The organism is Microbacterium sp. 2FI, from assembly GCF_005502885.1.
Taxonomy (GTDB): Bacteria; Actinomycetota; Actinomycetes; order Actinomycetales; family Microbacteriaceae; genus Microbacterium.
On record NZ_SCMR01000003.1, the window covers coordinates 233,859 to 258,100 of the forward strand.

Here is a 24,242-nt window from a genome sequence, read left to right on the forward strand (position 1 = left end):
GAGAAAGACCATGATCACAGTGCACCGCACGCGTCTCCTCCGCGGACTGGTCGTCACCGCGGTGGCCGCTCTCGCCCTCACCGGTTGCGCCTCCGGCGACCCGCTCGCGACCCCCGAAGACACCGCCGCTCCCGAGAGCGCCACCATCGTCGTCGGCTCGCAGGCGTACTACTCGAACGAGATCATCGCCGAGATCTACGCGCAGGCGCTCGAGAACGCCGGATTCGACGTCGAGCGCCAGTTCCAGATCGGTCAGCGTGACGCGTACATGCCGTCGATCGAGAGCGGCGAGATCACGCTGTTCCCCGAGTACAGCGGCAACCTGCTGCAGTTCTTCGATCCCGAGGCGACTGCCCGCACGCCGGAAGACGTCTACGCCGCCCTCCTCGAGGCGCTTCCCGAGGGCCTGACCGTGCTCGACCAGTCCACCGCGAGCGACCAGGACTCCTATACGGTCACCGCGGCGTTCGCCGACGAGTTCGGGCTCTCCTCGATCGCCGATCTCGCGAACGTCGATGTGCCGCTGACCCTCGGCGGTCCGCCCGAGCTCGCCGAGCGCCCGTACGGTCCGACGGGTCTCGCCGAGACGTACGGCGTCGAAGTCGCCTTCTCGGCGACGGGTGAGACGACGGTCGAAGACCTTGTCGCCGGCAACGTCAACGTCGCGAACGTCTACACGGCCGACCCGCGCATCGAGACCGAGGACCTCGTCGTGCTCGACGATCCCGAGGGGCTCTTCCTTGCCTCCAACGTCGTCCCGGTCGTCCAGGCGGGGGTCGCTGACGAGATCGCCGATGTGATCGATGCGGTGAGCGCCGCGCTCACGCCCGGGGGCCTGGTCGCGCTGAACGTCCAGAGCACCGTCGACCAGCTGTCGCCCGCCGACATCGCGTCGGAGTGGCTGGCAGCGAACGGGCTGTAACGGGCTGTCGCTCTCGTCCGGTGATGAAATGCCCCGCTGCCCATTCGGGCGGCGGGGCATCTCTCCTTCTCGTACCGGTTCGTCAGCGGCTGAACAGCGTCGCGAAGAAGCCGCGCGGGGCGGGTTCGTCGGCGTGGCCCGGGCAGCGGGCCGAGCGCGGCACGCCGGCGAGAGCCTGCTCGACGTGCTGGCCGCAGCCGGCCCACGTGGCCTTGCCGCAGGTTCTGCAGGTGGTCTGCTGGCACATGGGGTGTTCCTTTCGGTCGGGTGCTCGCGCTCAGGCGAGGGATCGCGCGAGAGATCGGGCGAGGGGTCAGGCGAGAGATCGCGCGAGGGATCGGGGGAGGGGTCAAGCGAGGGACAGGAAGAGCTTCTCCAGCTCTTCCGCGGTGAGTCCCTCGGCGGCTTCGGTGGCCTCGGGATCGATGACGCAGTCGCGCATCGCGCTCGAGATGATCGCGAATCCGGCACGATCGAGAGCGCTGGTGACGGCGGCGAGCTGGGTCACGACGTCGCGGCACGAGCCGCCGGCCTCCATGGCGGAGATGACGCCGGTGAGTTGGCCCTGCGCGCGCCGCAGGCGGTTGAGGATCCGCTTGCGTGCTGCTGCCTGCTCTTCGGGGGTTCCGGTGATCATCATGCGAAGGCGCCTTCTTTCGTGAGGGTTCGGTCGATGTCGGCATCATGCCAGGCGCGCAGGGTCTGGATACCGCCCGACAGCGACGCCGAGTCGAAGCCGTTGCCGGCGAGAACGCGGTGGGCGATGTTCGAGCGCACGCCGGCGGCGCAGAGCACCCTCACCGGTCGTCCGGCCGCCGCGGCCGCGACCTCGTCGAGGCGCCCGCGAAGCTCGGTGTGGGGGATGTTGAGCGAGCCCGGAATGTGGCCGGAGTCGAACTCGACGCGCGAGCGCACGTCGAGCACGAGTGCCTCGGCGGTGACGGCGTCGAGGTCGGCCGCCTGCCACAGCCGCAGGCGATCGCCGAGCACGTTCTCGGCGACCATGCCGATGAGGTTCACGGCATCCTTCGCCTGTCCGTAGGGCGGCGCGTAGCTGAGGTCGAGGTCGATGAGGTCGGGCGCGGTCAACCCGGCGCGGATGGCGGTCGCCAGCACATCGATGCGCTTGTCGACGCCCTCCGTGCCGACGGCCTGCGCCCCGAGGATGCGGCCGTCGCGGGCTCCGATGTGCACGACGAGGTGCACGGGTGCGGCGCCCGGGAAGTACCCGGCGTGCTGGTTCGGGTGCAGGTGCAGGGTGCGGTACTCGATACCGGCGGCATCCAGCGTCGCGCGGTTCGCGCCGGTCATCGCCGCCGCGAGGCTCCCGACGCGCACGATGGCGGTGCCGATCGCGGCGGGGACCCGGCGCGCGCCCGTCACGCCGAAGATGTCGTCCGCGACGAGGCGCCCGGCCCGGTTCGCGGGCCCGGCGAGCGGCACCGCGCGCATTGCGCCGGTGACGGCATCCGTCGAGAGCGTCGCATCGCCCGCTGCCCACACGCCCGGGGCCGACGTGCGGCCGTGGGCATCGACGAGGATCGAGCCGCGGAGGGTCGCGATGCCGGCGGCCTCGACGAAGGCGGTGTCGGGGCGCACGCCCACCGACAGCACGATCAGGTCGGCGGGAAGCACGGTCCCGTCGCCGAGAGTGACGCGATCATCGTCGGGGGAGTGCTCTACGCGGGTCGCGGCGACCCCCTCATGAAGTCGGATGCCGAGGCCGGCGAGTTCTGCGCGCACGAGCGCCGCGAGCTCGCGCTCGAGCGGCGGGAGGACGTGCGGCGCGAGTTCGACGACGTCGACATCGAGACCGGCGTGACGCAGCGACTCGGCGGCCTCGATGCCGATGAATCCGGCGCCGAGCACGACGGCCCGCCGAGCGCCCGCGGTGACGAGCTCGCGGAGCGCCACGGCATCGCCGACGGTGCGGAGCGTGTGGACGCGCGGGGAGTCGAGCCCGGGAAGAGGCGGGCGCACGGCCGCGGCGCCCGGCGCGAGCACGAGGGCGTCGTAGTCGAGGGTGTCTGCACCGTCGGCGGTGAGTGCCGTGACCGTCCGGGCGAACGTGTCGACGGCGGTGACCTCGTGCTCGGTGCGCACGTCGATCCCGAGAGATGCCCGGAGGGTGTCCGGCGTGTGGAGAAGGAGGGATGCCGCATCGGCGATCTCACCGCTCAGGTGGTAGGGGAGGCCGCAGTTCGCGAACGACACCTCGGTGCCGCGCTCGAGCACGATGATCTCGGCCGACTCGTCGTGCCGGCGTGCGCGCGCGGCGGCGCTCATTCCGGCGGCGACGCCTCCGACGATGACGATGCGCATCGATTCTCCTTCTCTCGATACCCCAGGGGGTATGGGATCCATGGAGAGTAACAATACCCCAGGGGGTATCGCCGCGCAACTCGCGATGCCGCCCGCGACGCCGGCGGCACCTACGCTGGGTACGACATGGCACATCTGCTCGGGGCCGAGGCCCTGCATCTCGAGTTCCCCACAAAGGTCGTCTTCGACGGCGTCTCGCTCGGCATCGACGAGGGGGATCGCATCGGCATCGTCGGCCGCAACGGCGACGGCAAGTCCACGCTCATGGCGATGCTCGCCGGACGCATCGCCCCCGATGCCGGCCGTGTCACCGTGCGCGGGGGCGTGCGGGTCGGCGTTCTCGACCAGGCCGACACCCTCGATGACTCCCTCACCGTCGCGCAGTCGGTCGTCGGCGACCGGGCCGAGCACGAATGGGCGGGCGACGGGCGCACGCGCGATGTGATCGCGGGGCTCCTCGCCGGCATCCCGTGGGACGGACCCGTGACGGGCCTCTCCGGCGGCCAGCGCCGGCGCGTCGCGCTGGCGGCCCTCCTCACCGGCGACGACGACGTGATCTTCCTCGACGAGCCCACCAACCACCTCGACGTCGAGGCGATCGCGTGGCTCGCCGCGCACCTGAAGCGCCGCTGGGCGACGGGCACCGGCGCACTCCTGGTCGTCACCCACGATCGGTGGTTCCTCGACGAGGTGTGCACGAAGACGTGGGAGGTGCACGACCGCATCGTCGAGCCCTTCGACGGCGGCTACGCGGCCTACATCCTCCAGCGCGTCGAGCGCGATCGCCAGTCCGCGGTGATCGAGGCGCGCCGCCAGAACCTCGCCCGCAAGGAGCTCGCGTGGCTGCGCCGCGGAGCGCCGGCGCGCACGTCGAAGCCGAAGTTCCGCATCGACGCGGCCAACGCCCTCATCGAGGATGTGCCTGAGATCCGCGACAAGACCGAGCTGCAGTCGCTCGCGGTCTCGCGCCTGGGCAAGGACGTCGTCGACCTGCTCGATACGGCCGTGTCGTACCCCTCGCCGGACGGCGGGCCCGCGCGTGAGGTGCTGCATCCGTTCGAGTGGCGCATCGCGCCGGGCGAGCGCACCGGCATCCTGGGCGTCAACGGCGCCGGCAAGTCGACCCTGCTGGGCCTCGTCTCGGGAGAGGTCTCACCGACCGCGGGGCGGGTCAAGCGCGGCAAGACGGTGCGCGTCGCGACCCTCACGCAGCGCCTCGACGAACTCGACGAGCACCTCGACGACCCGGTGCGGGTCGTGATCGCGCAGCTGCGCACGACGTACTCGTTCGGGGCCGGATCCAAGGCGCAGGAGCTCACTCCGGGGCAGCTCCTCGAGCGCATGGGATTCTCGAGCGCGCAGCTGTCGACCCCCGTCAAGGACCTGTCGGGTGGTCAGAAGCGCCGGCTGCAGCTGCTGCTGATCCTGCTCGAGCAGCCGAACGTGCTGATCCTCGACGAGCCGACGAACGACCTCGACACCGACATGCTCGCCGCGATGGAAGACCTCCTCGACTCGTGGCCGGGCACCCTCCTGGTCGTCTCGCATGACCGGTACTTCCTCGAGCGGGTCACCGATCAGCAGTACGCGATCCTCGGCGGGCACCTGCGGCATCTGCCCGGCGGTGTCGACGAGTATCTGCGGTTGCGCGAGCGCGAGCGCAACGCCCCTCCGGCAGGTGTGCCGGCGGCATCCGCATCCTCGTCCACGACACCGGGCCTGAGTGGGGCCGAGCTGCGCAACGCCCAGAAGGAGGTCGCGGCGCTCGAGCGGCGCCTCGAGAAGCTCGAGAAGCAGATCGCGGCGGCGAAGACCGCCCTCGCCGACCGCGATCAGGCCGACTACGTCGGCATCGGTGCCGAGATGACCCGCATCAGCACCCTCGAATCCGAGCGCGACGAGGTCGAGGAGCGCTGGTTCGTGCTGACCGAGCAGCTCGGGTGACGAGCCGGATCACGAGGCTCAGTCGGCGGAATCGAAGCCCAGGCTGAGCTTGCGCAGCAGCCCGGCGAGCCGGTCGCGGTCGCCGCGCGAGAGCGTGCCGAGCAGCACCGCCTCGGCGTCGACGAGCCGGGTGATCGCGGCATCGACCCGGGTGCGCCCCTCTTCGGTGAGGAACACCTGGATGCTGCGCCCGTCGCCCGGGTCTGCCTCGCGTCGCACGAGCCGGCGCCCGACGAGACGGTCGATGCGATTGGTCATGGTGCCGCTGGAGACGAGCGTCTGCTGGAGCAGCTGCTTCGGGCTCAGCTGGAACGGCTCGCCGGCCCGGCGGAGTGCCGAGAGCACGTCCCACTCCCACGGTTCGAGGTCGCTGCGGCGGAAGGCGTCGCGGCGCGCCCGATCGAGGTGTCGCGAAAGCCGGTCCACGCGCGAGAGCACGCCGAGGGGAGAGAAGTCGAGGTCGGGGCGCTGCGCCACCCACGCCTCGACGATGCGGTCGACCTCGTCGGTCTCCTGGGTCATCCCCCCATTATCGAGGGGCGCGGGCGGATGCGCGCAGGAGCGGGTGTCGCGAGGTCTGGCAGACTTGACGGGCGGCTCCCGACCGGGTGCGCCGCGGTCCGCCGTGGTGTAACGGCAGCACGACAGCCTTTGGAGCTGTTAGGCCCAGGTTCGAATCCTGGCGGCGGAGCATGACGAATACCAACGCACCCCTCGCCGTGATCGTCCTCGCCGCGGGGCAGGGCACCCGCATGAAGTCGTCGCTGCCGAAGGTGCTCCACCGCATCGGCGGTCGCCCGCTCGTGGGGCACGTGCTCGATACGGCGCTCGCGCTCGGTCCCGAGCAGGTCGTCGTCGTGGTGCGCCACGAGCGCGACCTCGTCGCCGATGCCGTCACCGGTGCCGCTCCCGGCGTCCTCGTCGTCGACCAGGACGAGATCCCGGGCACGGGGCGCGCCGTCGAGGTCGCCCTGGAGGCACTCGCGGACTTCGCCGGCGACGTGCTGGTCCTCAGCGGCGACGTGCCCCTCCTCGAGGCCGAGAGCCTCGGCATCCTGATCCAGGCCCATCGCGACGCGGCCGCCGCCGCGACCGTCCTCAGCGCCGTGGTCGACGACGCGACCGGCTACGGCCGCGTGATCCGCGACGCCGACGGCGCCGTCGCGCGCATCGTCGAGCAGAAGGATGCGACCGAGGCCGAGGCGGCCGTCACCGAGATCAACGCGGGCGTCTACGTCTTCCGCGCGCCCGACCTGCGCGCCCACCTGTCGCTGGTCGGCACCGCCAACGCGCAGGGTGAGAAGTACCTCACCGACGTCGTGGCGCTGCTGCGCGACTCGCGACTGACGGTCGCGGTCTCGACGGCGACGGATGCCGGGGCGGCGCTGGGCGTCAACGACCGCGTCCAGCTGTCGGAGGCCGGCCGTCTGCTCAACGCCCGCACGGTGCGCCGTTGGCAGCTCGAAGGCGCCACGATCCTCGACCCCGCGACGACGTGGATCGACGTGACGGCGACGCTCGCCCCCGATGTGACCGTTCTTCCGAACACGCACATCCTGCGCGCGACTGCGATCGCCACCGGCGCCATCGTCGGCCCCGACACGAGCCTCGTCGACTGCGAGGTGGGGGAGAACGCCACCGTCACGCGCACCGATGCGACACTCGCCGTCATCGGCGCGGGTGCCACCGTGGGTCCCTTCGCCTACCTGCGTCCGGGGACGTACCTCGGTGACAAGGGCAAGATCGGCACCTTCGTCGAGACCAAGAACTCGACGATCGGCGAGCGCAGCAAGGTGCCGCACCTCTCGTACATCGGCGACACGACGATCGGCACCGGGGTGAATCTGGGTGCCGGCGCGATCACGGCGAACTACGACGACATCGCCAAGCACCGCACCGAGATCGGCGACGAGGTGCACACCGGCTCGCACAACGTCTTCGTCGCGCCCGTTAGGATCGGAGACGGCGCGAAGACCGGGGCCGGGGCGGTCATCCGCAAGGATGTCCCCGCCGGCGCACTGGCCCTGAGCGTGGCCCCTCAGCGCAACGTCGAGGGGTGGGTCGAGAACAACAGACCGGGAACCGGTGCGGCAGATGTCGCGGCCAAGGCTCGGTCCGCACAGAAGGCGGACGATGGCTCGCAAGAAGAAGGTCGTTGATCTCGACCGGGAGCACGATATTGCCCCCGGACTCGTCGCGAAGACGAAGAAGCGACTGGTCGTCGCGCGCGGGTCGTCCCACCCGCAGCTGGCGATCGACGTGGCGGCAGATCTCGGCACCGAGCTCGTCCCGACGGAGTACCGCACGTTCGCGTCGGGCGAGATCCTCACCCGATTCGAGGTGTCGATCCGTGGTTGCGACTTCTTCCTGATCCAGAGCTTCGGGCCGCCCGTGAACGAGTGGCTCATGGAGACCCTCATCATGCTGGATGCCGCCAAGCGCGCGTCCGCGAAGCGCATCACCGTCGTCGCGCCGTACTACCCGTACTCGCGGCAGGACAAGAAGGGCCGCGGTCGCGAGCCGATCAGCGCGCGACTGGTCTCCGACCTCATGAAGACCGCCGGTGCCGACCGCATCATGAGCGTCGATCTGCACGCCGCGCAGATCCAGGGGTTCTTCGACGGGCCTGTCGACCACCTCTTCGCGAAGCCTGTGCTGCTCGAGTACTTCGAGAAGACCCTGAGTGCCGCCGACCGCGCCGCGCTCACGGTCGTCTCTCCCGACACCGGCCGCGTGCGCGTCGCCGACACGTGGTCCGACAGCCTGGGCGCGCCGCTGGCGATCATCCACAAGCGCCGTGACCCGAACGTCGCGAACCAGGTCACCGTGAACGAGATCGTCGGCGACGTGAGCGGTCGCGTGTGCCTCCTGGTCGACGACATGATCGACACCGGCGGCACGATCGTGAAGGCCGCCGAGGCGCTCAAGGCCAACGGCGCCGTCAAGGTCATCGTCGCGGCCACCCACGCGATCTTCAGCGATCCCGCCACCGAGCGCCTCCAGAGTGCGGCGATCGACGAGGTCGTCGTGACCGACACGGTTCCGATCCCCGATTCCAAGCGCTTCCCGACGCTCACGGTGCTGCCGATCGCGCCGCTCCTCGCCCGCGCGATCCACGAGGTGTTCGAGGACGGCTCGGTCACCAGCATGTTCGACGGCGCGGCGTAGCTTCACCCAGCCATACGGCGTTCCAAGGCTCCTCATAGGCGGAGTCGTCAGGATGCGTTCACCGCACCACCGAGCCTGGAGGACCGACATGATCCGCACCGCACTCGCTTCCCGCCCGCTTCGCGCTGGTGCCGCCTTCACGGCGGTGGCCGGCATCGCTCTCCTCGCCGGCTGCTCGCCCGCGGCGACGGGGTCGACCGATGACGCCGCCACCGACAGCGGGTCCAGTGACACGGGCGACACCGGCGACACCGGCACCGCGTCGTACGTCGACGGCACCTACACCGCCGAGGGCTCGTACCCGACCCCCGAGACGGTCGAGACGATCTCGGTGACCGTCACCCTCGAAGACGACATCGTCACCGCCGTCGAGGTGACCGGCGAACCCCAGCGCCCCGAGTCGGAGCAGTACCAGGGCGAGTTCATCGGCGGCATCGCCGACGTTGTGGTGGGCGAAGACATCGACACGCTGAACGTGAGCCGGGTCGCGGGGTCGTCGCTCACGAGCGGCGGCTTCAACGACGCGATCGAGACGATCAAGGCCGACGCGGCGGCGTAGACCCATGTCGGGGGATACGCCCGCAGCCGGCGTCTGGCGGTTCGACGCGATCGGCACGACGTGGCAGATCGAGACGCCCGCAGCCCTCGAGCCCCGCGTGCGACTCGAGGTCACGGCGGCGATCGACGCGTTCGACCGGGAGTGGTCGCGCTTCCGCGACGACTCCGGCGTCTCGCACCTCGCGCGCGAGGGCGGTGGCATCGGGGCGCCGCGCGATGCGCACGACATGCTCGAGGCGTACGCAGCGCTCGATGCGGCGACGGCCGGCGCCGTCAACCCGCTCGTCGCCCGCTCGCTCGAGGCCCTCGGCTACGACGCGACGTACTCCTTCACGGCGCGCGATCCCGAGCCCGCTCCGGCAGGTTGGCGCGACCTCGTGACGTGGGACGGCGGCACCCTCGCGGTGACCGAGCCGCTCCTCCTCGACGTCGGGGCGCTCGGCAAGGGGCGTCTCGTCGACATCGTCGCCGGCATCCTCTCACGTGCCGCGATCACGACCTTCGTCGTGGACGCGGGCGGCGATCTGGTCGTGCGCGGTGCCGCGCAGCGCATCGGGCTGGAGCATCCGTTCGACACGCGACGGGCGATCGGGGTGTGGGAGGTGACGGATGCCGCGCTCTGCGCCTCGGCGACGAATCGCCGTGCCTGGGGAGATGGCCTCCACCACGTCCTCGATGCCCGCACCGGCGCTCCGGTGCAGACGATGGCGGCTACGTGGGCGGTCGCGGACACCGCCATGCACGCGGATGCGATCGCCACGGCGCTGTTCTTCGACGGCGGACCGGCGATCGCGCACGCGTGGGGCGTGTCGTGGGTGCGGATGTTCACCGACGGGAGCGTGGAGTGGTCGCACGGATGCCGCGCCGAGCTGTTCACGCGAACGGCTAGCGTGGGACGATGACTGATTCGCCTTCTCGCCGGGGTGTGACATGGGCTCGTTGACCTCCGCGTGGAACCGCGTCTTCGCCGTGCTCGGCCGCGTGTCGATGTATCGCCTCGTCTACCTCGCGCTCGCCGCGCTCGCGGTCATCGCGATCGCGCTGTCTCTCGTCGACCAGGTCGCGCCGACGTGGCTCGAACTCGTCGTGACGCTCGCGGTGCTCGGCGGCGTGTGCGTCGCGGTGGATGCCGCGGCCCAGCGCGTGCTGCACCTGCCATGGCGCCTGGAATCGTCGCTCATCACGGCGCACATCCTGCTGTTCGTCCTGCGCCCCACCCTCGATTTCGCCGCCCTCGGCGGCATCGCGCTCGCGGCCGCCGTCGCATCGCTGTCGAAGTACCTGCTCGCGTGGCGCGGCCGGCATATCTTCAACCCGGCGGCCGTCGGCGCGACGGTGCTGTCGCTCGTGAGCATCGCGGTTCCCGCGCTCGGCGCGTCGGCGTGGTGGGTGGGGACCCCCGCGCTCGCCGGCCCCGTGATCGTGCTCGGTCTTGCGGTGGTACTCCGCACCGAGAAGGTGCGCGTGGTCGCGGTCTTCCTCGTCATCGCCGTCGCGGTGGCGGTGCTGCGCACATCGGCGCAGTATCAGGCAGCGGGGCTCGAGGTGGATGCCGCGCAGATCTTCTGGCCGATCCTCTGGTCGTCCCCCTTCCTCTTCCTCGGCGCCTTCATGCTGTCCGAGCCCCTCACGCTGCCACCGCGTCGCTGGCAGCAGTTCACGGTCGCCGCCGTCGTCGGTGTGCTCGCCGGCTGGCCCATCCCCATCGGCGAGATCACCCTCGGCCAGGAGCGCGCGCTCCTCATCGGCAACCTCGTCGCGTTCGCCTTCGCGCTGCGCACGGCCGTCCGGCTCACCCTCGACGGGCGCGCGGACGCGACCCCGACGGTGCGCGAGCTCACCTTCCGCGTGCACGATCGGCTCGCGTTCACGCCCGGGCAGTACCTCGAACTCGAAGTTCCCCACCGCCACGCCGACGCGCGCGGCACGCGGCGCGAGTTCAGCATCGCGTCTGCTCCCGAAGACCTGCCGCTGGTTCGCGTCGCCTTCAAGGAGGGGACGAGCGCGAAGCCGCAGTCGTCGTACAAGAAGGCGCTCGCCGAGGTTTCGGCCGGCGACGAGCTCGCGATCACGGGGGTCTGGGGCGACTTCGTGCTGCCCAAGCGTCCCGGGGCGCCGATCCTCATGGTTGCCGCCGGCATCGGGGTGACGCCGTTCGTGTCGCAGCTGCGTCACGCGCGGCTCGCCGGCGAAGATCGCGACGTCGTCCTCGTCTACGTCGCCTCGGACGCCTCCGAGCTCGCGTATCGCGCGGAGCTCGAGGAGTCCGGGGTCTCCGTCATCGTCTTCACACGCGACCGGCCCGCCGATCTTCCGCGCCACTGGCTCTGGGCGCAGGGCGTGCGCCTGGATGCCGACGGGCTGCTGCGCGTCGTCCCCGACATCGCGGCGCGGCACGCGTACATCTCGGGTCCTGCGGGTCTCATCGCCGATCTCGCGCCGGCGCTCGAGCGCGCGCGCTCGATCACGACGGACGCCTTCAGCGGCTACTGAGCGGCTACTGAGCGGCTACTGAGCGGCTACTGAGCAGCCCTTTCGTCGCCGACCGGAGCCGTCGAGCGCAGCGGCAGCCGCACCTCGAACGTCGTGTCGCCGGGCGTGCTCTGCACCGAGATCGTGCCGCCGTGCGTCTCCACGATCGCCTGGGCTATCGACAGGCCGAGCCCGGTCCCTCCGGTCTGGCGCGCGCGCGAACGGTCGGCGCGCGAGAAGCGCTCGAAGATCTCGTCGGCGACGCCCGGGTCCACGCCCGGGCCGTCGTCGTGCACGCGCAGGATCGCGTCGCCGTTCTCGGTCGCCACGCTCACGGTGACCGTCGTGCCGGCGGGCGTGTGGGTGCGCGCGTTCGCGAGCAGGTTCGCCGCGACCTGATGCAGGCGCCCCGCGTCTCCGGCGAGCACGACGGGCTCTTCCCCGACGTCGATCTGCCAGACGTGGTCCGGACCGGCCGGCCGCGCGTCGCCCACCGCCTCGATCGCGAGGCGTGACAGGTCGACGGCGCCGTAGACGAGCTCCTGCCCCTCGTCGAGCCGGGCGAGCAGCAGCAGATCCTCGACCAGCGTCGTCATGCGCAGGGACTGCGCCTGGATGCGCTCGAGCGACGATTCGGCCGTGTCGATGGTCTCGGGGCGGTGGCTCGTGCCGAGGGCGCGCAGCGACAGTTCGGAGTAGCCGCGGATCGAAGCGAGGGGCGTGCGCAGCTCATGACTCGCGTCGGCGACGAACCGCCGCATCCGCTCCTCGTTGCGCTGGCGTGCCGACAGCGACGATCCGACGTGGTCGAGCAGCGTGTTCAGCGCCGCGCCGACGCGGCCGATCTCAGTGCGGGGATCCGCCTCGCGATCGGGGACGCGCTCGGGGATCGACACGTCGCCGTGGTCGAGCGGCAGCCGCGACACGCGCTCCGCGGTGTCGGCGACGGCACGCAGCGGCGCGAGCCCCGCACGGATCGTCCACGCGGACGCCGCGGCGAGCAGGATCAGACCGCCGAGGGTCAGCAGGCCGATGGTGGTCAGCATCCGTCCGATCGTCTGGGCGACCTCGTCGCGCGAGAGGCCCACCACGATGATCGACGGTCCCGAGGTGATGCCCTGCACACGGTAGGTGCCGACATCGTCGATCGAAACGACGAGCGGACCCTCCTGCTGGAGGCCGGCGGCCAGCTGGGTGATCTGATCGTCGTTGAGCGCCGTGACCGTGCCGTCGGCCTCGGTCACCGCGGCTGTCGGGGCCTCCGGGGGCGACTCGACGGCCAGCAGGGTGCCGGCGGGCTGGGGCTGCTCGGTGAGGATCTCTTCGGCGCTGAGCCCTGTGGCGATGAGCGGCCGGGCCATCGCGGCGGTGCGCTCCGACACGTTCTTCAGCTGATCGGTGAGGCGGTCTTCGAGCACGGTTCCCAGCAGCGCGCTGGTCGTGACGGCGACGAGCACCATGATGAGCGACGTGATCGCGACGACGGTGACGATGAGCCTGCGCTGCAGGGTCCAGGGGTGTCGAGCGGATGCCGAGGCCGGGGTCTCGGCATCCGTCGATGTGTCGGGCGTGTGAGCCGCCGCCGTCGTCACTGGGGCGCCTTGATCATGTACCCGACTCCGCGGACGGTGTGGATGAGGGGCTCGCGGCCGGCATCGATCTTCTTGCGGAGGTACGAGATGTACAGCTCGACGACGCTGGAGCGGCCGCCGAAGTCGTAGTTCCAGACGCGATCGAGGATCTGCGCCTTCGACACCACGCGGCGCTGGTTGCGCATGAGGTAGCGCAGCAGCTCGAACTCGGTCGCCGTCAGCTCGATCTGCTCGCCCGATCGCTCGACTTCATGGCTGTCCTCGTTGAGCGTGAGATCGGCGACCCGCAGGATCGGCTCGGCACCCGACGCGTGAGCGGTGCCCGCGCGGCGCATGAGGCCTCGGAGCCGCGCGACGACCTCTTCGAGACTGAAAGGCTTGGTGACGTAGTCGTCGCCGCCCGCGGTGAGGCCGGCGACACGGTCGCTGACGGCATCCTTCGCGGTGAGGAACAGCACGGGCACGTCGTCGCCCGACTGGCGCAGGCGCTGCAGCACCGCCATGCCGTCGAGGTCGGGCATCATGACGTCGAGCACCATCGCGTCGGGGGCGAACTCCCGTGCAGCCTGCAGGGCTTCGAAGCCGGAGCCCGCGGCTCGCACCTCCCATCCCTCCATCCGCAGCGCCATCGACAGCAGGTCGGTGAGCATCTGCTCGTCGTCGACGACGAGCACGCGCAGCGGCGATCCGTCGGGACGGGTGAGGGCAGGGGTGGGGCTCGTCATGACTCCATTGTGGCGATGAATCTATGCGCTTCCTATGGAGCCGCCTATGCGGCCGCTGTGAGTGTCGCGGTCCCACACATAACGTCCTCATAGCCGGCGCTGGCGTGCCGCATCGACGCCGTCCCTAGCGTCACAGCGACGGCCGGCACCGAGCCCGCCGGGAGGAGACTCATGTACGGAACGTATCTGCGGCGGGAGCTCTCCGGCCGCAAGAAGCAGACGATCATCGTCGCGTCGGGGCTCGCGATCGCGATCGCCCTCGTGATGGTCGTCAATGCGCTCGCCGCGGGCGTGCGCGATGCGCAGGCGCAAGCGCTCGCGTCGGTGTACGGCGTCGGCACCGATCTCACCGTCACCGGCGCCATGGCCGAGCCCGGCGAGGGCCGCGGGCAGATGTTCGAGTTCGGCGAAGACGGCGGTGAGACCGCCGACGACGGAACGACCGAGCTCAGCCAGTCGCGTCTGGTCACCGACTTCATGCGCGGGACGCTCGAGGCCGAGGCACTCGCGACCGTCGAGTCGGTCGACGGGGTGGCCGCGGCATCGGGTGCACTGAGTCTTTCGAACATGACCTTCTCGGGCGAGCTGCCCGAGCGCCCCGCCGACGGCGCCGCGGAGCAGGGCGCACCGCCGGAGGGCGGCGGGGGCGGCTTCGGCGGCGGCTCGTTCGGCGTCGACTCGTTCACCGTGCTCGGCGTGGATTCCGCAGCGGCGTCCGTCGGGCCGCTCTCGGCCGTCACGGTGAGCGACGGCCGCGCCCTCGACGACGCCGACGCCGGCCAGAACGTCGTCGTGCTCGACGCGACCTACGCGACGACGGCCGAAGCAGCCGTCGGCGATCAGATCGAGATCGGCGGCGAGGAGTTCGAGGTGGTCGGCATCGTCGCGTCCGCCTCGAGCGCGGCCGACACCGCCGCGAACGTCTACATCCCGCTGGATGTCGCCCAGGCGCTCTCCGGCGCAGGCGCCGTCATCTCCACCGTGTACGTGCAGGCGGAGTCGTCCGACACCATCGCCGCGGTGCAGACGGCGATCCAGGAGGAGCTCCCGGACGCCACCGTCAGCTCGCAGTCCGACCTCGCCTCGACGGTGTCGGGGTCGCTCGCAAGCGCGTCGTCGCTCATCACGAGCCTCGGCACGTGGCTGTCGGTCCTCGCGCTCGGCGTCGCCCTCGTGCTGGCGGTGCTCTTCACGATCTCGGGCGTCTCGCGCCGCACACGGGAGTTCGGCACGCTCAAGGCCATCGGCTGGTCGAACCGCCGGGTCGTCGGTCAGGTCGCGGGGGAGTCCGTCGTGCAGGGCCTCATCGGCGGCGCTGCGGGCCTGGTGATCGGGCTCGCGAGCATCGCCGTCATCAACCTCGTCTCGCCGACCATCTCGGCCGCGCCCGCCGCCGAGGCGGTCACCGGCGGTCCTGGCGGCATGGGTCCCGGGGGCGCGTTCGGCGATGCCGTGATGACTCAGGGATCGACCGACATCATCCTCAGCGCGCCGCTCACGCCGTGGGTGGTCCTCGCCGCCATCGGACTCGCCGTGCTCGGCGGCCTCGTCGCCGGTGCGTTCGGCGGATGGCGCGCCGCGCGACTGAGCCCTGCCGAGGCCCTTCGATCGGTGGGGTGAGGCAGAGATGACCGATGTGACAGTGCCGCATTCCCACCACACGACAGGCTCGACAGGAGAGAACACCATGACCATGATCGACCAGGCCGCGGATGCGAGTGGCGCGACGGATGCCGCGCCCTCAGAGTCCTCCGCGCTCTACCGGCTCACCGGCGTCACCCGCACCTACCGGCAGAAGGATCGGGTCGTGAAGGCCCTCGCCGGCGTCGACCTCGACATCGCGGCGGGCGACTTCGTCACGATCCAGGGCCCGACCGGCGGCGGCAAGTCGACGCTGCTGCAGCTTCTCGGCGCGCTCGATCGCCCGACCTCGGGCTCGGTGGTGCTCGCCGGCACCGACCTCGCGGGGGCCTCCGATGCCGAGCTCGGCCGGGCGCGCGCCCGCGAGATCGGGTTCGTGTTCCAGGGCTTCAACCTGATCCCGACGCTGACCGCCGCTGAGAACGTCGACATGGCCCTCGAGCCGCTCGGCCTCGCGAAGGTCGAGCGGGCGGAGCGCGTCGCCGAGGCGCTCGCCCACGTCGGCCTCGCCGACCGCGCCGACCACAAGCCCGGCGAGCTGTCGGGCGGTCAGCAGCAGCGGGTGGCGATCGCGCGGGCGATCGTGAAGCGCCCGCGCGTACTGCTGGCCGACGAACCGACCGGCAACCTCGACGAGAGCATGCGCGACGAGATCCTTGCGGTGCTCGAGGCGCTGTGCGCCGAGGGCCTCACGCTGATCGTCGTGACCCACGACTCGGCGGTGGCCAAGCGCGCACGGCGGCGGCTGCGCCTCGAGCGGGGCGTGGTGCGCGACATCACGCGCTGAGCTCAGCCCGCCGACCGTGCGAAGGCCGCGATGCGATCGAACAGCGCATCGCGGCCTTCGTCGATGCGCTGCGCATCGGGGTGGGCGTCGTAGTGCGCGAGGATGCGGCGCGCGCCCTCGTCGAAGGTGATCGTGGTGCGGAACTCGGGCACGAGCGCGGTCACCTTCGCGGTGTCGAAGGTGACCGAGTGCGCCTTGTCGCCGATGAGGGTGGGGCCGAGCTCCGGTGCGAACGCCGCGATGGTGTCGGAGGCGACGTGGACGAAGTCGGGCTCGGCGACACCGGCGGCATCGGCGAGCCACCCGTAGATGCGGTTCCAGGTCGGCGCGTGCGAGCCCGTGATCGTGAAGGCGTCGCCGACCGCGGCCGGGTTCGCGAGCAGTCCCGTGAACGCGACGGCGAAGTCGTCGGCGTGGGTGAGCGTCCACAGGCTCGTGCCGTCGCCGTGGATGACGACCGGCTTTCCGGCGCGCATGCGCGCGATGTCGGTCCAGCCGCCGATCGTGGGGATCATGCGCTCGTCGTAGGTGTGCGACGGACGGATGATCGTGATCGGCAGGCCGCGCTCGCGGTGGGCCGAGACCAGGAGGTCCTCGCACGCGATCTTGTCGCGCGAGTACTGCCAGAAGGGGTTGCGCAGCGGCGTCGACTCGGTCACCGGGAGGCTCCGCGGCGGCTTCTCGTAGGCCGAGGCCGAGCTGATGAAGACGTACTGCCCGGTCCTGCCCTGGAAGAGATCGACGTCCTGCTGCACGTGCTCGGGAGTGAACGCGAGGAACTCCGCGACGGCGTCGTATTCGGCATCCCGTGTCGCCTCTCTCACGGCCACGGCGTCGCGCACGTCCGCGACGATCTCGCGCACCCCGTCGGGAAGCGGCCGCCGGGCAGAGCCCCGGTTGAGCACGGTGACGTCGTCGCCCGCCTCGACGCTGCGGCGCACGCACGCCGCGCTGATCGTTCCGGTACCGCCGATGTAGAGCACTCGCTTCGTCGTCACGCCTCGACACTAGTGGGGCATCGCTCGCCTAGGGTGGCCCCATGACGCTCGTGGATGCTGCCGTGTACGTCGATGGTCGGCGGGTCTCCAGCGGCACGGCCGCCGAGGCGCTCGCGGATGCCCGAGCCCGCGGCGGAATGGCATGGATCGGGCTGTACCGGCCCGGAGTCGATGAGATGGACGAATTGGCGACGCTGCTCGGCATCCACCCGCTCGCGGCCGAGGACGCCCTCAAGGGGCACCAGCGGGCGAAGCTCGAGCGCTACGGCGACATGACGTTCATCGTGCTTCAGCCCGCCCGCTACCTCGACGAGACCGAGACGGTGGAGTTCGGCGAGGTGCATCTGTTCGTCGGGCCCGACTACGTCATCACCGTCCGTCACGCCGAGAACCCCGACCTCGCCACGGTGCGGCATCGGCTCGAGGCGCGACCCGACGTGCTCGCGCACGGTCCGTTCGCGGTGGTGTGGGCCGTGTGCGACGACGTCGTCGACCAGTACCTGCCGGTCGTCGCCGGCGTCGAGAACGACATCGACGAGATCGAGGACGAGCTGTTCTCCGGCGATCCGGCCGTCTCGAAGCGCATCTTCGGGCTGCAGCGCGAAGTGATCGACCTGCAGCACGCCACGACACCGCTGGTCGACATGTTCGACCGGCTGCAGAAGATCGTGCTGGAGTCCTCCGGTGCCACAGAGGCCCCGGCGATCCGCGATGTCGACGACCACGCGCGCCGCATCGTCGAGAAGGTGGATGCCTTCCGCCCCACCCTCGACAGCGCCCTCACCGTTCACGCGACGATGGTCGACCAGGAGAACAACGAGGCGATGCGGCGCATGGCGGAGTTCGGCCTGCAGCAGAACGAGCAGGTCAAGAAGGTCTCCGGCTGGGCGGCGATCCTGTTCGCGCCGACTCTCGTGGGCACGATCTACGGCATGAACTTCGACCATATGCCGGAGCTCCACTGGGCGCTCGGGTATCCGATGGCCCTCGGGCTGATGGCGGCGACGTCGCTGACGCTCTACATCATCTTCAAACGGAAGGGCTGGCTGTAGATCGGGTCGAGCGTGGGACTAGCGGCATGTCGGGGGTGCCCGTTACCGTGACGCGGGTGACTGATCTCTTGAGCGATTTCGCGACCGGAAAGGTCGTCCGGCCCGGCGACGCGGAGTGGGATGCCGCGCGGCGGTTCCATTCCGGCATCGGCGTGCCGACTGTCGTGATCCGCGCGGCATCCGTCGACGATGTGCGTGCGGCCCTCCGCTACGCCGTCGCCGAGCGGCTCGACGTGATGATCCGCGGCGGCGGGCACAGTGATTGGGGCGCGGTTCCGGGCGGGCTCACGATCGATCTGTCGGCGATGAACGGCATCACGGTCGACGGCACGCTCGTGCGGATCGGCGGCGGGGCGGTCTGGGGCGACGTGGCCCGCGAGCTGGCGACGCACGATCTCGGGATCAGCTCCGGCGACACCGCGTCCGTCGGCGTCGGCGGACTCACCCTCGGCGGGGGAATCGGCTGGATGGTGCGCGCGTGGGGACTCGCGGCCGATCAGCTGGTCGGCGCTCAGGTGGTCACCGTTCGCGGCGAAGTGCTCGAGGTGACCGACGCCTCGCACCCCGACCTGCTGTGGGCGCTGCGTGGCGGCGGGGGCAACTTCGCCGTCGTCACGCGATTCGATTTCCGCGCGCACGCGCTCCCGGGCGTGGTCGCCGCGACGTTCGGCGTGCCGGACGACCCACGCCCGGCACTGCGGGCGCTGCGGGACATGATGGGCGATGCCCCGCGAGAGCTCACCGTGACGTTCATGGATGTGCCCCCGATGGATCCGAGTGCACCGCCGGGCGCGGCGATCGAGGCCATCTGGGCAGGCGCCGACGAAGCGGCGGCACGGGTGGCCCTCGCACCGCTGCTGGCGGTGGCGGGCGTCACCGAGGTCGAGTTCGGCGTGCGCAGCTACCCCGACGTGCTCCTGGAGATGCCCGCCGCCGACCCCGAGGCGCCGATGCCCGGCTTCATCGGCGGCAACACGCTGGTGCCCGACCTCTCCGACGCCGCGATCGATGCGCTCGTGCGGTTCCGTCAGGCGAACGAGATGTCGGTGATGTTCCTGCGGTCCCTCGGCGGCGCGTACGCCGATGTTCCCCAGGAGCAGACCGCGTTCCCGGCACGGCATGCCACGTGGTTCGCGATGGCGGGTGCCTTCGACATCCCCGGACTCGTCGACGATGCCCGTCGTGCGGCGATCACCGCCGACTGGGAGGCGATCGAGGTGCTCGGCGCCGGCGTCTACGGCAACTTCACCACGTCGACGGATCCGAGTTGGGTGTCGCGCATGTACGCACCCGACACGCTTGCGCGCCTCGCCGTGATCAAGCGCGCGTGGGACCCCGCGAACGTCTTCTGCCGCAATCACAACGTCGCGCCGGCCTGAGCCCGCACGCGCAGACGCCCTCCCCGCCGAAGCGGGGAGGGCGTCTGGTCGGCTCAGTACCGGGGCGTCAGTGGGTGTCTTCGGCCTCGATCTCGGTGCGATCGCCCGACCACAGGGTGTGGAACGTGCCGGGCTTGTCGACGCGCTTGTAGGTGTGCGCGCCGAAGAAGTCGCGCTGCCCCTGGACGAGGGCTGCGGGAAGGCGCTCTGCCCGCAGGCCGTCGTAGTAGGCCAGCGACGATGAGAAGGCGGGAGCGGGGATGCCGGTGGTCGTCGCGTGCGCGACGATCCGGCGCCACGCGCCCTGCGCCGAGGCGAAGGCTCCGGCGAAATACGGTGCGGTGAGCAGCACCGGCAGGTCGGGGGTCTCGTCGTAGGCCTCGGCGATGCGGTTCAGGAACTGGGCGCGGATGATGCAGCCGCCGCGCCAGATCTTCGACACCGCGCCGAGGTCGATCTTCCAGTCGTACTCGGCGGCGCCGGCGCGGATCTCGTCGAAGCCCTGCGAGTACGCCACGATCTTCGACGCGTACAGGGCGAGGCGCACGTCCTCGATGAAGGCATCGGTGTCGGTGACTTCGAGTGCGTCTGCCGGGCCGGGAAGGCCGCCCGACACGGCGCGCTGTTCAGGGTGGCTCGACAGCGACCGCGCGAAGACGGCTTCGGCGATGCCCGATACGGGCACGCCCAGGTTCAGTGCGGTCTGCACGGTCCAGGCGCCGGTGCCCTTGGCGCCGGCCTGGTCGAGGATGACGTCGACGAGCGGCTTGCCGGTTTCGGCGTCGACCTGGCGGAGCACCTCGGCGGTGATCTCGATCAGGTACGACTCGAGCTCGCCGCGGTTCCACTCGGCGAAGACGTCGGCGATCTCGGCGGGGCTCTTGCCGGTGCCGCGGCGGATCAGGTCGTAGGCCTCGGCGATGAGCTGCATGTCGGCGTACTCGATGCCGTTGTGCACCATCTTCACGAAGTGGCCGGCGCCGTCGTGGCCGACGTGCGTGACGCACGGCTCGCCCTCGGCGATCGCGGCGATGGACTTCAGGATGGGACCGAGGGTCACCCACGACTCGTCCGAGCCGCCGGGCATGATCGAGGGGCCGAGGAGGGCTCCCTCCTCGCCGCCTGAGATGCCGGCGCCGACGAAGTTGATCCCGGTCTCGCGCACGGCCTTCTCGCGGCGGATCGTGTCGGTGAAGAGCGCATTGCCGCCGTCGACGATGATGTCGCCGGGCTCGAAGACCTCGACGAGCGAATCGATGACGGCATCCGTCGGGCCGCCGGCCTTGACCATGATGATCGCGGTGCGGGGCTTCTGCAGGGTCGCGGCGAACTCCTCGTACGAGAACGCGGGCGCGAAACCGGCCTCGGGGTGGTCCGCCACCAGCTCGTCGGTCTTGGAACGGCTGCGGTTGTAGATCGCCACCGTGTTCCCCTCGCGGCTGGCGAGGTTGCGGGCGAGGTTCGACCCCATCACCGCAAGGCCCACTACTCCGATGTTCGCTGCTGCCTCGGTCACTCAAGACTCCTGTCGTCGATCGCTCTCCAGCCTAGAGTCTGCCCCGTCCGTGTTACGTCCGCACAGCGTGATGCTCACGGCGTCCGGTGTCCGGTTGTGAGGCGGGCGATCCGGTAGCGTGACGCCCGTGTCATCCCCGCCCGCGCCCGCTCGCATCGTCGTGATGGGACCGAGCGGCTCGGGCAAGTCCGCGGTCGGCGCACTTCTCGCCGAGCGACTCGGGCTGCCCTTCGCCGACGCCGACGACCTGCATCCGGCGGCGAACGTGGCCAAGATGGCGGCGGGGACGCCGCTCGACGATGCGGATCGGATGCCGTGGCTCGACCTTGTCGCGGCCGCTCTCGCCCCTTCGCCGGCGGGGGCGGTGATCGCCTGCTCGGCGCTCGCACGCCGCTACCGCGACCGCATCCGGGCGGGCGCGCCGGACACGGTGTTCGTGGAGCTGAGGGTGCTGCCGGAGGAGCTCGCCCGCCGCATGGCGTCGCGCGAGCATTTCATGCCGCCGGCGCTGCTGGCCTCGCAGCTGCAGACTCTCGAGCACCTCGGTGCCGACGAACCGGGGGTGGCGGTGCTGAACGACCGGCCGGTCGCGGAGGTCGTCGCGACCGTGGTCGCGGCGCTGGAAGCGCGTCAGTCCTTATAGGCCTGGCGCCCGAGCGACCAGAAGGCCAGCACGGTGCCGACGGCGCCGACCGCAGCCATCGCCCCGATCAACCAGAGCAGGGCGTGAGACAAGGTGCCGTATTCCATCGGGTCCTCCGTGGGCGAATTCAGGTGCGTCCTCATCGTAGCGGGGCCGCTGGTAGACTCGGGGCTTGAACTTCGGCGAGGGATGCCTCGCGCCCACCGGCATGGCGGGCGGCAGCATCCGTGATCGACGCGGTGAAGCAGGCCCACGGCTTTCCTCACGCGTTCGCGTTCGAGTCGAGACAACCCCATATACCTGGGCCCGCCATCCGCGCAGGCCCGCGATCAGAACGGGCCACAGCGCCCGCAAGGAGAATCATGTCGACTGAGACCGACACCAAGGTCCACGCCGAGGTCCGCGAGAACTTCGGCAAGGGCTACGCCCGCCGCCTGCGCGCCGCCGGCAAGATCCCCGCCGTCATCTACGGCCACGGCACGGCGCCCGTCCACGTCGCCCTCCCGGGCCACCAGGTCGCGCTGCTCATCCGTCGCGCGAACGTCGTGCTCGAGCTCGACGTCAACGGCACGCACCAGCTCACGCTCGTCAAGGACGTGCAGAAGGACCCGGTGCACCAGATCATCGAGCACATCGACCTCCTCGTCGTGAAGAAGGGCGAGAAGATCCAGGTCGACGTTCCGATCACGCTCGTGGGCGAGCCGGCCGCCGGCACGATCGCGGCGCAGGACGCCAACACCGTCCTCCTCGAGGTCGAGGCCACCCACATCCCCGAGCGCATCGAGGTCGACGTCGAGGGTCTTGAAGAGGGCACCCACATCACCGTCGCCGACCTGACGCTGCCCACGGGCGCGTCGCTCGCGGTCGACCCCGAGACGCTCGTCGTCGCCATCTCGGTCCCGTCGGCTGCGCTCGCCGCCGAGGACGAGATCGCCGAGGCCGACGCCGAGGTCGCCGCCGAGCAGTCGGAGGCCTCCGAGGCCGCCGCCGAGTAAGCACTCCGCAGAGCAATCGTCGAAGCCCGTCCCCGATACTGAGTGGGGACGGGCTTCGCCGTCGGAAGGGCAGCGCACATGTCAGAGGCGTGGCTGATCGTCGGACTCGGCAATCCAGGACCGCGATACGAGTCGACCCGTCACAACGTCGGCCAGATGGTCGTCGACGAACTCGCGGCGCGCCGCGGCGAGGGCTTCCGCGCCCACAAGGCGAACGCCCGCGTCGTCGAGACGTGGCTGCGCCCGGGGGCAGCGAAGCTCATCCTCGCCAAGCCCAATTCGTTCATGAACGTCTCGGGCGGCCCGGTCGCCGGGCTCGCGCAGTTCTACGGCGTGGATCCCGAGCGGGTCGTCGTCGTCCACGACGAGCTCGACATCCCCTTCGACACCATCAAGCTCAAGACCGGCGGCGGGCACGGCGGCCACAACGGCGTCCGCGACGTCGCGAAGGCGCTCGGCACCCCTGACTTCCCTCGGGTGCGCGTGGGCATCGGCCGGCCCATCGGGCGTCAGGATGCCGCGGACTGGGTTCTCGACCCGTTCGGCGCGACCGAGCGGAAGAATCTGCCGATCCTCGTCGGCGACGCCGCGGACGCGGTCGAGCAGCTCGTCGAGGAGGGCCTCCTCGCCGCGCAGCAGAAGCACCACGCGCCGCGCCTCTCGTAGCAGCGGCGCCATCGCCTCGGCAGGCGCCGCGCTTCGGCGTCGGCTTCCCCGCAGCCGAGCGCACGACTTGTCGCCGAGTGCACGACCTTGCAGCGCCGGAGACCCGTGCGTTCGACGGAAGGTCGTGCGCTCGGAGGAGGCGCGGGGTTGGGCGAGAAGGAGACCCCGAGGGCTCAGCCGCCGAGGCCCGAGCCCGCCAGGCCGCCCGAAGCCAGGGCGATCTGCACAGCGACCGCGAAGACGATCGGACCGAGCACCGCGATGATGACGGCCGCAGCGCCGGCGCCGCGGCCCCGTCGCTGCACGATCGCTGCGATGCCCTGCACGATCGCCCAGATGCCGAGTACGGTGCCGACCCAGAACGCCGCCTCGGCGAGCAGCACCCAGTCGCGCACCGGGGTGAGGACCGACCAGTCGAGGGAGATGTCGACGGGATTCAGGGCGATCTCGCGTCCGGCGCCGAGGCCGATGCGGAAGGCTGCCAGCGCAGCGACGACCGGCGCGCCGAGAGTCGCGACGAGGCTCAGCAGCAGTGCGACGACGCCGAGTCGATTGCCGGTGGATGCCGGTGGGGTGACGGCGCCGTACGTCCCCGGTGCCCCCGCGCCGTAGGACCCGCCGTGCGATCCGCCGGGAGCCGGGTACCCGACCGGCGGCGCGTACACGGGGGAGCGCACTGCCGCGCCGGCCGGTGACGGGCCGACGGGGGCGCCGAACGCGGGAGCACCTGGGGCCGCCCACGAGGGTGGCGCAGCGGATGCCTGGTCGGCAGGCACGGGCACGGGCACAGGCGCGGCGGAGTTCGGGGCGGCGGGATCGCTCACGGGACTCATCCTAGGAGTCGGGCCCGGTTCGCCCGTTC

General features: G+C 70.8%; 23 protein-coding genes and 1 tRNA gene. 15 read left to right on the forward strand and 9 right to left on the reverse strand.

Annotated features, from left to right (window positions below; translation table 11 throughout):
- Window positions 1-10: 10 nt before the first annotated feature.
- Window positions 11-922, forward strand: a complete 912-nt coding sequence (locus FFS15_RS05125; RefSeq protein WP_137843924.1) for an ABC transporter substrate-binding protein — start codon at window positions 11-13, stop codon at window positions 920-922.
- Between the two features lie 82 nt (window positions 923-1,004).
- Here the strand turns inward: FFS15_RS05125 and FFS15_RS18575 are convergent, their stop codons facing one another.
- From FFS15_RS18575 to FFS15_RS05135, 3 genes are all read right to left on the reverse strand, one after another.
- The gene (locus FFS15_RS18575) at window positions 1,005-1,169 is read right to left on the reverse strand and encodes a hypothetical protein (RefSeq protein ID WP_171013086.1); all 165 of its coding nucleotides are present in this window, start codon (window positions 1,167-1,169) and stop codon (window positions 1,005-1,007) included.
- Window positions 1,170-1,271: 102 nt separating this feature from the next.
- The gene (locus FFS15_RS05130) at window positions 1,272-1,562 is read right to left on the reverse strand and encodes a metal-sensitive transcriptional regulator (protein ID WP_137843925.1); all 291 of its coding nucleotides are present in this window, start codon (window positions 1,560-1,562) and stop codon (window positions 1,272-1,274) included.
- Window positions 1,559-3,244 (reverse strand): FAD-dependent oxidoreductase, encoded by a 1,686-nt coding sequence (locus tag FFS15_RS05135; protein ID WP_137843926.1) that lies wholly within the window; start codon window positions 3,242-3,244, stop codon window positions 1,559-1,561. Before FFS15_RS05135 ends, FFS15_RS05130 begins: the two co-directional genes overlap by 4 nt.
- A 126-nt stretch (window positions 3,245-3,370) precedes the next feature.
- On the opposite strand from FFS15_RS05135, the gene FFS15_RS05140 reads away from it, so the two are divergent.
- A complete protein-coding gene (locus FFS15_RS05140) occupies window positions 3,371-5,188 on the forward strand; it encodes an ABC-F family ATP-binding cassette domain-containing protein (protein ID WP_137843927.1) in 1,818 nt (605 codons plus the stop codon).
- An 18-nt stretch (window positions 5,189-5,206) separates the two neighbouring features.
- Here the strand turns inward: FFS15_RS05140 and FFS15_RS05145 are convergent, their stop codons facing one another.
- Window positions 5,207-5,710 carry a MarR family winged helix-turn-helix transcriptional regulator gene (locus FFS15_RS05145; protein ID WP_137843928.1) on the reverse strand — a complete coding sequence of 168 codons (504 nt, stop codon included), beginning with the start codon at window positions 5,708-5,710 and terminating at the stop codon, window positions 5,207-5,209.
- Between the two features lie 97 nt (window positions 5,711-5,807).
- Here FFS15_RS05145 and FFS15_RS05150 point away from each other — a divergent pair.
- From FFS15_RS05150 to FFS15_RS05175, 6 genes are all read left to right on the forward strand, one after another.
- A tRNA-Gln gene (locus tag FFS15_RS05150) sits at window positions 5,808-5,879 on the forward strand.
- Between the two features lies 1 nt (window position 5,880).
- The gene (glmU, locus tag FFS15_RS05155) at window positions 5,881-7,347 is read left to right on the forward strand and encodes a bifunctional UDP-N-acetylglucosamine diphosphorylase/glucosamine-1-phosphate N-acetyltransferase GlmU (protein ID WP_137843929.1); all 1,467 of its coding nucleotides are present in this window, start codon (window positions 5,881-5,883) and stop codon (window positions 7,345-7,347) included.
- On the forward strand, window positions 7,322-8,356 hold the full coding sequence (locus tag FFS15_RS05160) for a ribose-phosphate diphosphokinase (RefSeq protein WP_137843930.1): 1,035 nt from the start codon (window positions 7,322-7,324) through the stop codon (window positions 8,354-8,356). Before glmU ends, FFS15_RS05160 begins: the two co-directional genes overlap by 26 nt.
- Window positions 8,357-8,444: 88 nt before the next feature.
- Window positions 8,445-8,915, forward strand: coding sequence for an FMN-binding protein (locus FFS15_RS05165; RefSeq protein ID WP_137843931.1), 471 nt, complete (start codon window positions 8,445-8,447; stop codon window positions 8,913-8,915).
- Between the two features lie 4 nt (window positions 8,916-8,919).
- A complete protein-coding gene (locus tag FFS15_RS05170) occupies window positions 8,920-9,816 on the forward strand; it encodes an FAD:protein FMN transferase (protein WP_137843932.1) in 897 nt (298 codons plus the stop codon).
- A 28-nt stretch (window positions 9,817-9,844) separates the two neighbouring features.
- On the forward strand, window positions 9,845-11,407 hold the full coding sequence (locus FFS15_RS05175) for a flavodoxin reductase (RefSeq protein ID WP_137843933.1): 1,563 nt from the start codon (window positions 9,845-9,847) through the stop codon (window positions 11,405-11,407).
- A gap of 26 nt (window positions 11,408-11,433) precedes the next feature.
- Here FFS15_RS05175 and FFS15_RS05180 read toward each other — a convergent pair whose 3' ends face one another.
- Window positions 11,434-12,978, reverse strand: coding sequence for an ATP-binding protein (locus tag FFS15_RS05180; RefSeq protein ID WP_349290450.1), 1,545 nt, complete (start codon window positions 12,976-12,978; stop codon window positions 11,434-11,436).
- A complete protein-coding gene (locus FFS15_RS05185; RefSeq protein WP_137843934.1) occupies window positions 12,975-13,703 on the reverse strand; it encodes a response regulator transcription factor in 729 nt (242 codons plus the stop codon). Before FFS15_RS05185 ends, FFS15_RS05180 begins: the two co-directional genes overlap by 4 nt.
- A gap of 171 nt (window positions 13,704-13,874) precedes the next feature.
- Between FFS15_RS05185 and FFS15_RS05190 the strand changes: the two genes are divergently transcribed.
- Window positions 13,875-15,323 (forward strand): ABC transporter permease, encoded by a 1,449-nt coding sequence (locus tag FFS15_RS05190; RefSeq protein ID WP_137843935.1) that lies wholly within the window; start codon window positions 13,875-13,877, stop codon window positions 15,321-15,323.
- A 67-nt stretch (window positions 15,324-15,390) separates the two neighbouring features.
- Complete coding sequence (locus tag FFS15_RS05195) at window positions 15,391-16,131, forward strand: ABC transporter ATP-binding protein (RefSeq protein WP_137843936.1); 741 nt, start codon at window positions 15,391-15,393, stop codon at window positions 16,129-16,131.
- Between the two features lie 2 nt (window positions 16,132-16,133).
- Here FFS15_RS05195 and FFS15_RS05200 read toward each other — a convergent pair whose 3' ends face one another.
- Window positions 16,134-17,129 (reverse strand): NAD-dependent epimerase/dehydratase family protein, encoded by a 996-nt coding sequence (locus tag FFS15_RS05200; protein ID WP_137843937.1) that lies wholly within the window; start codon window positions 17,127-17,129, stop codon window positions 16,134-16,136.
- A gap of 41 nt (window positions 17,130-17,170) precedes the next feature.
- Here FFS15_RS05200 and FFS15_RS05205 point away from each other — a divergent pair, with 41 nt between their 5' ends.
- Both FFS15_RS05205 and FFS15_RS05210 read left to right on the forward strand, forming a co-directional pair.
- The gene (locus FFS15_RS05205) at window positions 17,171-18,181 is read left to right on the forward strand and encodes a magnesium and cobalt transport protein CorA (protein WP_137843938.1); all 1,011 of its coding nucleotides are present in this window, start codon (window positions 17,171-17,173) and stop codon (window positions 18,179-18,181) included.
- Window positions 18,182-18,237: 56 nt separating this feature from the next.
- Entirely contained in the window at window positions 18,238-19,560 is a 1,323-nt protein-coding gene (locus FFS15_RS05210) for an FAD-binding oxidoreductase (protein ID WP_249353725.1), read from the forward strand.
- A 67-nt stretch (window positions 19,561-19,627) separates the two neighbouring features.
- Here the strand turns inward: FFS15_RS05210 and gndA are convergent, their stop codons facing one another.
- Window positions 19,628-21,076, reverse strand: coding sequence for an NADP-dependent phosphogluconate dehydrogenase (gene gndA, locus FFS15_RS05215; protein ID WP_137843940.1), 1,449 nt, complete (start codon window positions 21,074-21,076; stop codon window positions 19,628-19,630).
- Window positions 21,077-21,203: 127 nt separating this feature from the next.
- On the opposite strand from gndA, the gene FFS15_RS05220 reads away from it, so the two are divergent.
- From FFS15_RS05220 to pth, 3 genes are all read left to right on the forward strand, one after another.
- Window positions 21,204-21,719 (forward strand): gluconokinase, encoded by a 516-nt coding sequence (locus tag FFS15_RS05220; protein ID WP_137843941.1) that lies wholly within the window; start codon window positions 21,204-21,206, stop codon window positions 21,717-21,719.
- 362 nt (window positions 21,720-22,081) lie between these two features.
- On the forward strand, window positions 22,082-22,714 hold the full coding sequence (locus FFS15_RS05225) for a 50S ribosomal protein L25/general stress protein Ctc (RefSeq protein WP_137843942.1): 633 nt from the start codon (window positions 22,082-22,084) through the stop codon (window positions 22,712-22,714).
- A gap of 78 nt (window positions 22,715-22,792) precedes the next feature.
- Entirely contained in the window at window positions 22,793-23,380 is a 588-nt protein-coding gene (gene pth, locus FFS15_RS05230; protein ID WP_137843943.1) for an aminoacyl-tRNA hydrolase, read from the forward strand.
- A 173-nt stretch (window positions 23,381-23,553) separates the two neighbouring features.
- Here the strand turns inward: pth and FFS15_RS05235 are convergent, their stop codons facing one another.
- A complete protein-coding gene (locus FFS15_RS05235; protein ID WP_249353728.1) occupies window positions 23,554-24,204 on the reverse strand; it encodes a hypothetical protein in 651 nt (216 codons plus the stop codon).
- Window positions 24,205-24,242 lie beyond the last annotated feature (38 nt).

Coding starts and splice junctions, on each gene's coding strand:
- FFS15_RS05125 (WP_137843924.1), top strand. CDS start 11: ATGATCACAGTGCACCGCACGCGTCTCCTCCGCGGACTGGTCGTCACC.
- FFS15_RS18575 (WP_171013086.1), bottom strand. CDS start 1,169: ATGTGCCAGCAGACCACCTGCAGAACCTGCGGCAAGGCCACGTGGGCC.
- FFS15_RS05130 (WP_137843925.1), bottom strand. CDS start 1,562: ATGATGATCACCGGAACCCCCGAAGAGCAGGCAGCAGCACGCAAGCGG.
- FFS15_RS05135 (WP_137843926.1), bottom strand. CDS start 3,244: ATGCGCATCGTCATCGTCGGAGGCGTCGCCGCCGGAATGAGCGCCGCC.
- FFS15_RS05140 (WP_137843927.1), top strand. CDS start 3,371: ATGGCACATCTGCTCGGGGCCGAGGCCCTGCATCTCGAGTTCCCCACA.
- FFS15_RS05145 (WP_137843928.1), bottom strand. CDS start 5,710: ATGACCCAGGAGACCGACGAGGTCGACCGCATCGTCGAGGCGTGGGTG.
- glmU (WP_137843929.1), top strand. CDS start 5,881: ATGACGAATACCAACGCACCCCTCGCCGTGATCGTCCTCGCCGCGGGG.
- FFS15_RS05160 (WP_137843930.1), top strand. CDS start 7,322: ATGGCTCGCAAGAAGAAGGTCGTTGATCTCGACCGGGAGCACGATATT.
- FFS15_RS05165 (WP_137843931.1), top strand. CDS start 8,445: ATGATCCGCACCGCACTCGCTTCCCGCCCGCTTCGCGCTGGTGCCGCC.
- FFS15_RS05170 (WP_137843932.1), top strand. CDS start 8,920: ATGTCGGGGGATACGCCCGCAGCCGGCGTCTGGCGGTTCGACGCGATC.
- FFS15_RS05175 (WP_137843933.1), top strand. CDS start 9,845: ATGGGCTCGTTGACCTCCGCGTGGAACCGCGTCTTCGCCGTGCTCGGC.
- FFS15_RS05185 (WP_137843934.1), bottom strand. CDS start 13,703: ATGACGAGCCCCACCCCTGCCCTCACCCGTCCCGACGGATCGCCGCTG.
- FFS15_RS05190 (WP_137843935.1), top strand. CDS start 13,875: ATGTACGGAACGTATCTGCGGCGGGAGCTCTCCGGCCGCAAGAAGCAG.
- FFS15_RS05195 (WP_137843936.1), top strand. CDS start 15,391: ATGACCATGATCGACCAGGCCGCGGATGCGAGTGGCGCGACGGATGCC.
- FFS15_RS05205 (WP_137843938.1), top strand. CDS start 17,171: ATGACGCTCGTGGATGCTGCCGTGTACGTCGATGGTCGGCGGGTCTCC.
- FFS15_RS05225 (WP_137843942.1), top strand. CDS start 22,082: ATGTCGACTGAGACCGACACCAAGGTCCACGCCGAGGTCCGCGAGAAC.
- pth (WP_137843943.1), top strand. CDS start 22,793: ATGTCAGAGGCGTGGCTGATCGTCGGACTCGGCAATCCAGGACCGCGA.